Annotated in this window: 10 protein-coding genes; 2 read left to right on the top strand and 8 right to left on the bottom strand. The window is 66.3% G+C overall.

The window, feature by feature from the left end:
• The first annotated feature begins 81 nt into the window (after nucleotides 1-81).
• The gene (locus ABEA50_RS18375) at nucleotides 82-270 is read left to right on the top strand and encodes a hypothetical protein (protein WP_345496779.1); all 189 of its coding nucleotides are present in this window, start codon (nucleotides 82-84) and stop codon (nucleotides 268-270) included.
• Between the two features lie 21 nt (nucleotides 271-291).
• Here the strand turns inward: ABEA50_RS18375 and ABEA50_RS18370 are convergent, their stop codons facing one another.
• Complete coding sequence (locus tag ABEA50_RS18370) at nucleotides 292-1287, bottom strand: GAF domain-containing protein (protein ID WP_345496778.1); 996 nt, start codon at nucleotides 1285-1287, stop codon at nucleotides 292-294.
• Between the two features lie 332 nt (nucleotides 1288-1619).
• Here ABEA50_RS18370 and ABEA50_RS18365 point away from each other — a divergent pair, with 332 nt between their 5' ends.
• The gene (locus ABEA50_RS18365) at nucleotides 1620-2261 is read left to right on the top strand and encodes a TetR/AcrR family transcriptional regulator (RefSeq protein ID WP_345496777.1); all 642 of its coding nucleotides are present in this window, start codon (nucleotides 1620-1622) and stop codon (nucleotides 2259-2261) included.
• Here ABEA50_RS18365 and ABEA50_RS18360 read toward each other — a convergent pair.
• The 7 genes from ABEA50_RS18360 to aceE form a co-directional block, all read right to left on the bottom strand.
• On the bottom strand, nucleotides 2211-4025 hold the full coding sequence (locus ABEA50_RS18360; protein ID WP_345496776.1) for an Eco57I restriction-modification methylase domain-containing protein: 1815 nt from the start codon (nucleotides 4023-4025) through the stop codon (nucleotides 2211-2213). The two genes, ABEA50_RS18365 and ABEA50_RS18360, sit on opposite strands and share 51 nt — an antisense overlap.
• 88 nt (nucleotides 4026-4113) lie before the next feature.
• The gene (locus tag ABEA50_RS18355) at nucleotides 4114-5544 is read right to left on the bottom strand and encodes an acyl-CoA carboxylase subunit beta (protein ID WP_345496775.1); all 1431 of its coding nucleotides are present in this window, start codon (nucleotides 5542-5544) and stop codon (nucleotides 4114-4116) included.
• A gap of 166 nt (nucleotides 5545-5710) precedes the next feature.
• Nucleotides 5711-6961: a KasA/KasB family beta-ketoacyl-ACP synthase gene (locus tag ABEA50_RS18350; RefSeq protein ID WP_345496774.1), complete on the bottom strand. Its 1251-nt coding sequence runs from the start codon at nucleotides 6959-6961 to the stop codon at nucleotides 5711-5713.
• A 10-nt stretch (nucleotides 6962-6971) separates the two neighbouring features.
• On the bottom strand, nucleotides 6972-7277 hold the full coding sequence (gene acpM / locus ABEA50_RS18345; protein WP_345496773.1) for a meromycolate extension acyl carrier protein AcpM: 306 nt from the start codon (nucleotides 7275-7277) through the stop codon (nucleotides 6972-6974).
• Nucleotides 7278-7393: 116 nt separating this feature from the next.
• Nucleotides 7394-8308 carry an ACP S-malonyltransferase gene (locus ABEA50_RS18340; RefSeq protein WP_345496772.1) on the bottom strand — a complete coding sequence of 305 codons (915 nt, stop codon included), beginning with the start codon at nucleotides 8306-8308 and terminating at the stop codon, nucleotides 7394-7396.
• Between the two features lie 128 nt (nucleotides 8309-8436).
• Nucleotides 8437-9771, bottom strand: a complete 1335-nt coding sequence (locus ABEA50_RS18335; RefSeq protein WP_345496771.1) for a PucR family transcriptional regulator — start codon at nucleotides 9769-9771, stop codon at nucleotides 8437-8439.
• Between the two features lie 11 nt (nucleotides 9772-9782).
• Nucleotides 9783-12677 carry a pyruvate dehydrogenase (acetyl-transferring), homodimeric type gene (gene aceE, locus ABEA50_RS18330; RefSeq protein ID WP_425577670.1) on the bottom strand — a complete coding sequence of 965 codons (2895 nt, stop codon included), beginning with the start codon at nucleotides 12675-12677 and terminating at the stop codon, nucleotides 9783-9785.
• Nucleotides 12678-12870: the final 193 nt, after the last annotated feature.

Here is a 12870-nt window from a genome sequence, read left to right as displayed (position 1 = left end):
CGGTCGTCGTGCGGCTTGTAGCGCAGTGGTTGGTCCGCAAGGGGCAGCGGACGCGTCAGCGTGCTAGCAGGAGGTATCAGAATGGTTGCGTACGCACCATCGAACGCGCACCGTTCGACACGACGGATCAGTGTGGCCGACATCGCGGCACAGCCGGGCGGAGTCGAGGCGCTACAGCGCCGAGTTCACGAACTACGTTCCAGCGGGGTCGATTTCGCCGCCAATGCGATCGAGCGGGAAATGGCTGAGCTGGATCTTCCCCGACAGTAGTCGCGCGTGGAGCACGACGCCTCACGCCAGTTTGGTGGCGACAAAAAGCGCCGCCGTCGTGCTCTGATCCAGCGCCATCAACGCGACTCGCAGGTGGACCGGTTGCCAGCCGCCGTCGAGGCGCCGCACCCGCAGCGTCCCTTCGGTGCGCTTGTGCGCCAACTCGGTGCCCATCGTGCGCATCGTCGCGACATCGTCGGGGTGCACCTCGGGGCGCGGTTCCCCCGGCAACTCCGCCCAGGCGACATCCGGCATCGGTTCCCCGATCCAACGGATCAATCGCAGCGACCGCAGATTGACGATCCCCCGGTATTCACCCGGCGCGGCCGACGCCTCCAGCAGCTGATATTCCAGGATCGTCGGGGGTGGTGCCGCCGGGACCGAGGTCGCGGCACCGATATCGTGGGTGATCCCCCGAAACAGCCTTTCCTTACGCCCGGACGCGGTCACCTCCGCGCTGATCCGACAGGCGAAATGCCCTGCGCGCAGCGCATTGTCGTCACGGCGGATCGCCCACACCCCCTGATGTTCGGTGCCGGGCGCCGAATTCACCAGCTTCGCCAACGCGTCGCTCTCGTCCCGATTGGTGACCAGCCTGGAGAACGATCCCGCGATCGCCATCTCGGCCGCCCGATCCTCCGGCGCCACGCCGTAAAGGTCGAGCAGCTCCACGCTGCGCACCGACCGATTGGTACTCAGGTTGAGATACCAGGCGCCCATCGGGTCGCGTTCGGCGACCGGTTCGTCCACCGGACCCACCCACAACCGCACGGCGTGCGCGCGCTGCGGCGTGATCAACAGCGGCTCGGCCACAATGGAACGCCGACCGTCCCCCGAGATCCGTGCGACCGGCGCACACGTGGTGATCGCCTCGGTAATCGCGAACTCCGCATCAGCCAACGACCTCGGATTACGCAGAATATTACGTAGCGGTACGAACGATTTGGGCGCGGTCCCCACCGCGATCACCCGCCCGAACGTTCCGGACAGGCATTCGACCAGAACCCATTTCGTCATTGCCCGCACCTGCGATCGGTTGCCACTAGACCATCGTCCGTTCTCGTCCCCCGCCGTCATTCGCACCACGCCGCGGCGCGTGGCCTCGCGAAGTATAGACCGGACCACCTTCGCCGAAACCGCACGCGGGACGCCGGTCGAACCAGACCGCGCGACCCAGACAGAATGAGGAGGAACATCGGTCTCGACCGCCACCGCGGTGAACCGAGAGTCCGTGCGATGAAATAATCACCCCACCCGTACCCACCGACCCACACACCGTCCTCACTCCCCGCGCCGACGGCGACGGCGCCGGGAGTTCTGCGAACAGTCGAAACACTCTGGAGACCCCGATGCCCTCCGTCCCACCCATGCTGCAACGCATCCTGGACAAGCCGGTCGCCGACGGTGAGAAACTACTGGAGAGCGCCCTGTCGGCGTTTCTCGACTTCGGTATCAAGCGCACCAGCATGGGCGAGATCGCGCGCCGGGCAGGCATCAGCCCCGCCACCCTGTACCGCCGATTCGAATCGAAGAACGACCTGGTCGAGGCCGTGAGCGTGCGCGAGGCGCAATCGTTCGTCGCGAAGATCGACGACCAGGTCCGCGCGGCGCAGTCACCCGATGACCGGCTGGTGGAGATCTTCGTCGCCTTCATCGAGGCGATCGCGAACAACGCGTTACTGCGGCGGTTGCTGCGCACCGAGCCGGATCTGATCCTGCCGCGCCTGACCACCGACGCCGGGCCCATCCTCGCCGTCGGACGCGGCTACCTGGCCGAGCGCCTGCGCGAGTTGCACGGTACCGAGGCGAGCGTGGACTTCGATGCCGAACTGGTCGCCGAGATCATGGCGCGGCTCGCATTGTCGCTGGCATTGACCCCCGACGGCCTCATCCCGGTGGGCGACCAGGCCGCTGCCCGTGACTTCGCACGCCGCACCCTGTTACCCATGGTCGGCTTCCGCCATCCCGAGGGCTCCGCGCGGACCGCCTGAGCGGATCCCGAACGCCGCGGCGACCCGCTCGTCCAGTTCCGCCGTCGCCGCCGCGTCCGGCAACCGCCCCGCCACCAATTCGCGCGCCAGTGCGATCACTCCGGCCGAAGCCCGCGCCGCGGGATCGGGCAACGGCAGTCGCGACACGTACTGGGTGATCCACCGTCGACGGCCCGAGTACAACCGATTGCCGCACACGGCGTCGTAGTAGCGCAGCCCGAGCGTCGAATTCGCCACGGCCATCAGCAGATACGCCAGCTCGTCGGCCTGATCCGGCGCGGCGGCCAAGTCGGGCAACGAGATCCAGTAGCAGTCACCGTTGACCACCGCACCCGATCGGTCCAACGCGAAGCGCGGCCGCTCGCTGATATCGGGGAACACGATCTTCGGCTCCCGCCACAGATCGGGTCGCTGCGGCACCCAGATCTCGAACCATTCCCGCCCGCTCGCGGTGAGGTAGTGCCTGGCCCGCAAGGTTGTCGAGTGTTTGTCCAAATACTGTGCCGTGCACGGGAATTCGGCGAGGTCCACGGTGGTGCGGCGCGATTCGGTGGGGTCGTAGGGATACAGCACCCGGGTATGGCGCGCATGCTCGATCCGCCACGGTCCGAGATCATGATGGGTGATCAGGTCCCACAGCAACTCCGGTTCCGGGCTCGGGTCGACCGCGTCCCAGCGGTCGGAGATGAACACCCGATCCGCAGTCGTCTTGATCCCGACCCTGATCCGCGCGACCGCACCGAAATTCCGCCACGTCGCGGCACCGATCTGCGCCAACCAGGAATCCACCCCGTCACGCGAGAGCCGCCACACTCGATCACGCGACACCGGCTCGTCCGCACCCGTGTCGTGGTGCCCCGTGCCGTCCTCACCGTCGTCGGTCGCCAACGTGCCCACCTCGACCGCGAAAACCCGGCCGCCGTGCGCCACGGTCGACCCACGCGCGGCGCGCAACGCTTCGAACAAGTCCGTGCCCTCGGCGACCGCGCGATCCGCGACAGTGCCCTCGCCCGCCGCGCCCGCCGCGCCGTCCGCGATCGCATACGCGGCGACGTAACGGCACACGGCCGCACCACCACCCCGCGTCGCGATCGTGACGGCGGGCAGCACCGCCGCGTCGAACAGCCGGGTGTCACCGAGGTCGTAGAGCTCCACCGGCGACAATTCCGTGTGCAGCATCCTTCGCACGTTCGCCCCGGCCTTGGTGGTGAGAAACCGATTCGCGCACAACAATCCCAACGCACCACCGGTCACCAGGAGTCGAGGCAAGGTCGCCACGAAGGGATGGGTCAGGTCGATGCGCCCGCGCAACCCGAACCGCTTGCTCAACACCCGCGCCGTCGCCGTGCCCAATTGCTGCGTACGCACGTACGGCGGATTGGTGATCACGACGTCGAACGAGCCGTCCGTGAGATCGGCGGCCGCCGCGAGAAAGTCGCCGACCCGCCACTGGACCTCGACACCCGCCGCATCGGAGCGTTGCGCCGCCACCGCGAGCGCCTCGGGATCGAGGTCGTAGCCCACCAGTTCCAGTCGCACCGCAGGCGCACCGGCTCGCTTCGGCCAGCGCAGCGCCGCCCGCGCCGCCAACGCGAACAACAATTCCCCATCCCCACAGGCCGGATCGAGCACCCGCAACACCCCCGACATCGGTGGCGGCACATGCTCGAGCAGCCGTTCGGCCAGGAAGCGCGCCAGCGCGGGCGGCGTGTAGTGCCGACCGTGGCGCTTGCGCTCCCGCGCCAGCGGCGCCTCGGATGCCATCCTGCGGATTCTGCCCGTCCCCGCCGCAGTTATCCGGAGAACGAGCAAGCCGAACTCAGCGCGCCCCGGTCACCTCAACCCACGCGGGTCACAGAGGAATGTTCTTGTGATGACTCTTGCGCGCGGGTGCCGAGGCCAACGCGGCGGCGATGATGCTCTTGGTCTTGGCGGGATCGATCACCTCGTCCACCACGCCGATCGCGACAGCGCGTTCGACACCGCCCGCGATCGCCTCGTGCTCGACGGTCAGCCGTTCGTGCAGCGCTTCGCGCTCTTCGTCCGGCGCCGCGGCCAAGGCCTTCTTGTGCAAGATGCCGACGGCCGCCTTGGCGCCCATCACCGCGACCTCCGACCCCGGCCACGCGTACACCGCCGTCGCGCCCAGTGCACGAGCGTTCATCGCGATGTAGGCGCCACCATAGATCTTGCGGGTCACCAGCGTGACCCGAGGAACCCGCGCCTCGGCGAACGCGTGCAGCAATTTCGCGCCGCGCCGCACCACGCCTTCCCACTCCTGGCCGACGCCGGGCAGATAGCCGGGCACGTCGGTGACCACGATCAACGGGATCCCGAACGCATCGCACAGCCGCACGAAACGTGCTGCCTTCTCGGCGCTTTCGGAGTTCAGACAGCCGCCCAGCCGAATCGGATTATTGGCGAGCACACCAACGGTACGGCCACCGAGGCGACCGAGCCCGGTGACGATGCTGCGGGCGTAACCGCCCTGCAACTCCTCGAAGGAGCTCTCCCCGTCGACATTGTCGAGCAATTCGTGCACAACCGGCTTCACGTCGTAGGCGCGCCTCGGCGACTCCGGCAGCATCGCCTTCAGATCGACATCACCGTGCGCGGCCGCGGTCAGATCGAACTCGCCCTGCTCGGCGAACATCGACACCAACCTGCGCCCGCGATGCATGGCGTCGGCCTCGTCGCTGGCGACGATATGGGTGACACCCGACTTCTTGCCGTGCGTCTCGGGTCCGCCGAGGGTGGCCATGTCCACCTGCTCGCCGGTCACACTGCGCACCACGTCGGGGCCGGTCACGAAGACCCGCGCGTCCGGCGCCATGATCACGATGTCGGTGAGCGCGGGGCCGTAGGCGGCACCGCCCGCGGCGAAACCGACGACCACCGAGATCTGCGGGACCAGCCCGGACGCGCGAACCATGGCTTCGAAGACCAAGCCCACCGCGTGCAGCGCCTCGACACCCTCGGCCAGTCGCGCGCCACCCGAATGCCACAGCCCGACAACCGGAATCCCGGAATCGATGGCGGTGTCGATCGCGGTGACGATGTGCTTGCAGCCCTCCACACCCATGGCGCCGCCCATGATGGTGGCGTCGGAGCAATAGGCGACGGTACGAACCCCGTCCACCTCGCCGATCGCGGCAAGGACCCCGGATTTGTCACGGGGATGCAGCCCGACGACCGTCCCTGGATCGAAGAATTGTTGCAACCGCCCGAGTGGATCACGCGGATCGGTCGAAGTCTGCTGCTGTAACGCGGGTGCCGTGGTCATCGCGTTCTCTCCTCACCTCAATGAGTGTCGCCGCGGACCGCGGCTTTCTCTGTCGAACCGCGCCGGTGCGGAAAGTACGTCGAAACCTGAAAACCACAGATGCGGAGCCGACCAATGCAGTTGGCCGACCCCGCATCGGAGGATCGTTGATGCAGTCGATCGACGACTATGCGCGACCGAAGGCAAGCGCGACGTTGTGCCCACCGAAACCGAACGAGTTGTTGACGGCGTACTCGATCTCCTGACGGCGAGCCTCGCCGTGCACCACGTCCAGATCGATCTCCGGATCGCGGTTGTCCAGGTTCAGCGTGGGCGGAACGATCCCGTCGCGGATGCTGAGGACGGTGAGCACCGACTCCAACGCACCCACGGCACCGATCGAATGACCCAACGCGGATTTCGGCGCGTACACCGACGCATGGTTGCCAACGGCCTTGTTGATCGCGTTCGCCTCGGCGGTATCACCGATCGGCGTCGCGGTCGCGTGCGCGTTGACGTGCGTGATGTCCTGCTTGCTCAGACCAGAGGTCTGCAGTGCCCGACTGATGGCCCTGGCGGCACCGTCACCCGTGGGATCCGGGGCGACCAGATGGTAGCCGTCGGAGGTGATACCCGCGCCGAGCAACCGGGCGTGAATGGTGGCACCACGAGCCTTGGCGTGCTCTTCGGTCTCGATGACCATCAGGGCACCCGCTTCACCGAAGACGAATCCGTCGCGGTCTTTGTCGAACGGCCGCGACGCCGCCTTCGGATCGTCGTTGCGAGTGCTCATCGCGCGCATCATCGTGAACGCCGCGATCGGCACCGCGTCGATACAACCCTCGACGCCACCGGTGACGACCATGTCGGCATCGCCCATGACGATCATTCGCCATGCGTTGGCGATCGCCTCCGAACCCGACGAGCATGCCGAGACCGGAGTGACCACTCCCGCCTTGGCCTTCAATTCGAGACCGACAACGGCCGAAGGGCCGTTCGGCATGACCATCTGCACAGCCAGCGGCGAGATCTTGCGATACCCACCGTTTTTCAGCTTGTCCACCGAGTCGATGAGGGCGTCGCCGCCACCAACACCGGTACCGATGGCCACACCCAGTCGTTCCAGGTCGACTTCCGGGCTTCCGGCATTACGCCACACCTCGCGACCGAGCACGGTCGCCAGCTGCTCGACGTAAGCCATCCGTCGGCATTCGACCCGGCTCAACAGGGTCTCCGGCCTGACCTTCAGGTGTCCGCCGATGCGGACAGGAAGGTCGTATTCCTCGACGAAGGAATCCTCGAGAACGTCGATACCGCTCTCGCCGTTGAGGAGTCCCTTCCACGTCGCATCGACGTCACCCGCGATCGACGTGGTCGCCGCCAGGCTAGTGACGACGACATTGGGGAAGTTCCCGTTCAATGTGGAAGGAGTGGTCACAGCGTATGCCCTACTCGCCGTCGTTCTGGATCTTGGCCTTCAGCGCCTCGGCCGCGTCGGCGTTCTCCGCCTCCAGCTTCTGGATGTAGCCGACCGCGTCACCGACGGTCTTCAGGCTCGCGAGGTCCTCGTCCGGGATCTTGACGCCGTACTTGTCCTCGGTCTGCACCGCGATCTCCACCATGGACAGTGAGTCGATGTCCAGGTCATCGACGAAGGACTTCTCGACGGTCACCTCGGACGGCTCGATGCCCGTCACTTCCTCGATGATCTTGCCGAGTTCCTCGACGATTTCTTCCTGGGTCAGAGCGGCCACTTCGTGGCTCCCTTCTTGTTTCTTCGCTGGGCTTAACTATTTTTCGGTTCGAGTGCGGCGATAGTTACCGCCGACTCCGCGACGACCCCGCAACCTTGCGCGGTCGAATGAGGAAACTAGCCGGACATGGCGTGCCCGGCCAACGCGGGGAGGTCTTCGGGGGTCTTGAGGGCGACGGTCGGGGTGCCCTTCAGTTCCCGTTTAGCGATGCCGACAAGGGTTCCCGCTGGTGGCAACTCCGCCACCATCGAAACCTCTGCCGCACGCATGGTCTCGGTGCACAAGTCCCATCGCACCGGCCTGGTGACCTGTGCGGCGAGCTTGGCCACCGCGTCCGCTCCTGAAGCCACCGGCTTACCGTCGAAGTTGGACAGTAGAGTCCGCGTCGGTTCGCTCGGAACGATTTGTGCTATGGCTTCGGTCACAGCGTCCTGCGCGGGCGCCATGAAGGCCGTGTGGAACGCACCGGCCACGGGAAGAGCTCGCACCCTTGCCTTCTCCGGCGGGTTGTCCGCCAGCGCCGCCAAGGATTCCAGCCGACCCGCCGCCACGATCTGACCCACCGCATTGCGATTGGCGGGAATGAGATCGAGCTCGGCGAGCCGTTCGAGCACAGCGGCTTCGTCGCCGCCGAGCACCGCGGACATCCCGGTCGGTTCCAGCGCGCACGCCTTCGCCATCTCGGCACCGCGGATAGCGGCGAGCATAACCGCCTCGTCGGCGGAAATGACGCCCGCGACCGCGGCGGCGGCGAGTTCGCCCACCGAATGTCCCGCGACGACGATATCCGAATCGATGGCCTCGTCGTTGATCTCCGCGGCCGCCAGTAGCGCCGCGGCGACCACCAAGGGTTGAGTCACCGCCGTATCGGTGATCTCGTCGGCCGTCGCGGTGGTACCGAGACGAGCCAGGTCCAAGCCTGATGCCTTGGACCACAACGAGAGACGTTCAGCCGCGCCGGGAAGATCGAGCCAAGGCGCGAGCATGCCTGGTTTCTGGGAGCCCTGTCCTGGGGCAAGCAACGCGATCACGTCTCTAAGAAAACACTGTGAAGCGGTCTGCGGGTGATGTCGACGCGGATGAAGGTTGCGGACGCCTTTTGTGGGGGTCCCACAAAAGGCCACGTGGGTCGATCGAATCGAACCGCCCGCGAATTCCGTTACAGACCGCCGTGCGCCGAGGGGACGTGTGCGGCATCTGGGACAGAAGTTGACGATTCGTTACGAGTTCGTGTCAGTCGTCCCACTGTGCCGGCAACCTGTAACACGTACGCGTCCCTCGGATTCATCGGATCGCGACCCGTGATCTCGGCGATACGCTTGAGCCGATATCGCACCGTATTTGGATGGACGTACAGCTGACGCGCACACGTCTCGACCGCGCCACCGCATTCCAGGTAGGCATCGAGCGTGTCCGCCAGCGACGAACCCGCGGCGACCAATGGAAGCACAAGGTACTCGTTCAACGCCTCGACCGCACCTCGGTCACCCAACAGGGCACGCTCGGGCAACAACTCGGTCGCGTGCACCGGGCGTGGCGCACCACGCCAACCCACCACGGCCTCCATTCCCGCCAGCGCCTCCACCGCGCTGGCGTGCGCGGCACCGAGCCTGCGGGTGGTCGGGCCGATCACCACAGGACCGTCGGAGAACACCTCCGCGAGCAGATCGGCGACGAACGGTGGCACCTGCGGGCTCTCGTCGATCCGACCGCTCACAACCATCACCAGCCTGGTGCCCTGCACGACCGCCAGCGCCGCGCGATTGTGCCGCGCGGCGATCGCGTGCACCGCGCCGACCGACGACACCCCCTGCTCGCCCGGCGGCGTACCCACCAGCACCGTCGCGGGCGCGTTCGCGTCCCAGTTGAGGGTCGCGGCCCGCGACAACATGTCCGGTCCGGTATCGCCGCGCACGACGGCGTCCACCACCAGCGCTTCGAGCCTGGTGTCCCACGCACCGCGCGATTCCGCCGCGCTGGCGTACACGGAGGCGGCCGCGAACCCGAGCTCACGCCCGTAGCGCAGCACCGCCTCGGTGAGCGCCACCAGCTGCCGATCGTTACGCGCGAGCGCGGGCAGCCACTGCTCGAAGAACTCCATGGCCACCCGGACCATGTCCACGGTCTGGCGCAGCGTCAGACGCCGCGCCAGATCATGTGGAATCGCCTGGAAGGCATCGAGACTGAACCTGATGTCGCTGTCGGGGTCCTGCAACCATTCCAGGAAGTTCACCACCGCGGTCTGCACCAGCATCTGCACGCCGGCACGTTGCGCGGCATCCAGATCGGCGAAGAACGGCAACCGATCCTGCATCGACCCGACCGCCTCCGTGGAGAGGCGCCCCGAGAACTGCTTCACCCGTTTGAGCAGGGTGTCCGGGAGCGGGTCGCGGGTTTGTCGGTTCGGGGAGAGCGCGCCCGTAGGCAGATACACCTCGTGCTCGGAAGAGCCTTCGGAGATCCGTCTCGGCCGCGGCGGTTTACGGTCCACCATCCAATCGTCCGCTACTCGCCGTCGCCGTCGACACCCGCAGTGTCCTTCGGCGCGGCGTCCACCTCATCAATGCGGTATTTCGCCGCGGCGGCGGTCAGCGTCGCCTTGTCGAGCTTGCCCGCGCGGACCAGACCGGAAAGCACCGCGATGACGATCGATTCCGCGTCGACGTTGAACACGCGCCGCGCCGCCGCCCTGGTGTCGGAGAACCCGAAACCGTCCGTGCCGAGGGTGATGAACTCGCCGGGCACCCACTTGCGTACCTGGTCCGGGACCGCACGCAACCAGTCGGTCGCCGCGACGTAGGGCCCCTGCACCCGCGACAACGCCTCGGTGAGATATGGAACGGCTTCCTCGGTACCGGGACGACGCAGTGCGGCGACCTCCTTGCCGAGCGCCTCCTTGCGGAGCTCACCCCACGAGGTCACCGACCACACATCGGCCTGCACACCCCACTCCCGCACGAGCAGTTCCTGCGCACGCAACCCGTCGGGCACCGTGACACCGGAGACCAGGATCTGCGCGCGCACCGCGCCCTCGGCGCCTGCCTTGAACAGGTAGAGCCCCTTGAGCAGACCCGCGATATCGAGGTTCTCCGGCTCCGCCGGTTGCTGATAGGGCTCGTTGTAGAGGGTGATGTAGTAGAAGACGTCCTCGCCGCCGAAACCGCCGGGGGCGGGATCGTGCGGAACAGCACCGGGCAACTCGCCGGGACCGGCCTGCACCGATCCGCCGCCGTACATCCTGCGCAAACCGTCGCGCACGATGTGCGCGATCTCGAACGCGAACGCCGGATCGTAGGTCACCACCGCGGGATTGGTCGTCGCCAACAGCAGCGAGTGACCGTCGTTGTGCTGCAGACCCTCACCGGTGAGCGTGGTGCGTCCCGCCGTGGCTCCGAGCACGAAGCCGCGCGCCAACTGGTCTGCGGCGGCCCACAATCCGTCGCCGGTGCGTTGGAAGCCGAACATCGAATAGAAGATGTAGAGCGGGATCATCGGTTCGCCGTGGGTGGCGTAGGCGGTGCCCGCCGCGGTGAACGACGCCGTCGATCCGGCCTCGTTGATGCCCTCGTGCAGAATCTGCCCGACGGTGCTCTCCTTGTAGGCGAGCATCAGTTCCGCGTCGACCGAGGTGTACAACTGCCCGTTGCGGTTGTAGATCTTCAGCGAAGGGAACCACGAGTCCATCCCGAAGGTGCGTGCCTCGTCCGGGATGATCGGCACGATCCGCTTGCCGATCTCCTTGTCGCGCAACAGTTCCTTCATCAACCGCACCAGCGCCATCGTCGTGGCGACATTCTGCTTACCCGAACCCTTGCGCACCGAGCGGTACGCCTCGTCACCGGGCAGCTGCAACGGCTTCGCCGCGGTGCGTCGTTCGGGCAGGAACCCGCCGAGCGCCTTGCGCCGATCCAACATGTACTGGATCTCCCGCGCGTCCATGCCGGGGTGGTAATACGGCGGCAGGTACGGGTCTTTCTCCAGCTCCGCATCGCTGATCGGAATCCGTTGCAGGTCACGGAAATCCTTCAGATCCTGCAGCGTGAGCTTCTTCATCTGGTGAGTGGCATTGCGGCCCTCGAAGTGCTTGCCGAGGGTGTAGCCCTTGATCGTCTTGGCCAGGATCACCGTCGGCTGACCCTTGTGCGCCATCGCGGCCGCGTAGGCGGCGTGCACCTTGCGATAGTCGTGCCCGCCCCGCTTGAGGTTCCAGATCTCCTGATCGGAAAGGTCGTTCACCAGTGCTTTGGTGCGCGGATCACGACCGAAGAAGTGATCGCGCACGTAGGCGCCGTCGTTGGCCTTGTAGGTCTGGTAGTCGCCGTCGGCGGTGGTGTTCATCAGGTTCACCAGGGCGCCGTCGCGGTCGGCGCCGAGCAGCGCGTCCCACTCCCTGCCCCAGATCACCTTGATGACATTCCATCCGGCGCCGCGGAAGAACGACTCCAGTTCCTGGATGATCTTGCCGTTGCCGCGCACCGGCCCGTCGAGCCGCTGCAAGTTGCAGTTCACCACGAAGGTCAGGTTGTCCAGGCCCTCCAGCGCAGCCACGTGCGCCAGACCCCGCGATTCCGGCTCGTCCATCTCGCCGTCACCGAGGAAGGCCCACACATGCTGATCGGAGGTGTCCTTGATGCCGCGGTCGTGCAGGTAGTGGTTGAACCGCGCCTGATAGATGGCGTTCATCGGGCCGAGACCCATCGACACCGTCGGGAACTCCCAGAAGTCGCTGAGCAACCGAGGGTGCGGGTAGGACGGCAGACCGTGGCCGAGGCCGCCGTGACTGTATTCCTGCCGGAAACCGTCCATCCGGTCGGTGCTCATCCGGCCTTCGAGGAACGCGCGGGCGTAGATGCCCGGCGAGGCGTGGCCCTGGATGAAGATCGAATCCCCGCCGCCGGAGTGATCCTTGCCGCGGAAGAAGTGGTTGAACCCGACCTCGTAGAGTGCCGCCGAGGACGCGTAGGTCGAGATGTGGCCGCCGACACCGATTCCCGGTCGCTGCGCGCGATGCACCATGATCGCCGCGTTCCAGCGGATCCAGGCACGGAAGCGCCGCTCCACCTCTTCGTCGCCGGGGAACCACGGCTCGTTCTCGGTGGGAATGGTGTTGACATAATCGGTGGAGGTCAAGGCCGGAATGGAGACGCGGCGTTCACCCGCCCGTTCCAGCAGACGAAGCATGAGGTAGCGCGCTCGACCTGGGCCTTCTCGGTCGAGCATGTCATCGAATGACTCGAGCCATTCGCTGGTTTCCTCCGGATCGATGTCCGGTAGATAGGACGCCACCCCTTCGCGGATGACCCGTACTCGCTGCTGTGGGGGTTGCGATCGCTCGGGATCACCCTCCCCTGCGGGTGCGGGATTCGGCGCAGCGGGTTGCGCTGCTGCGGAAGAGTGGATCAGGTCGGTCAAATCTGCTCCTCGTACAGGGGGTGGGACAAGCTTGTCAGCGTCGAAACCCCGGGCGGGCACGCATGGTTGGCGGACCGCCGGTTCTGGATCTATCCGGGCACACCACCATCCTTCCCGATGGCGCGTCCCAGGTCATCATGTCAGTTGGAAATCCAGTACCGTTCGACAGGCAAGGGTGAGT

The organism is Nocardia callitridis (genome assembly GCF_039543305.1).
Lineage (GTDB): Bacteria > Actinomycetota > Actinomycetes > Mycobacteriales > Mycobacteriaceae > Nocardia > Nocardia callitridis.
The sequence above is the reverse complement of the archived record's forward strand: the minus strand, read 5'-3'. Positions and strand labels throughout refer to the sequence as shown.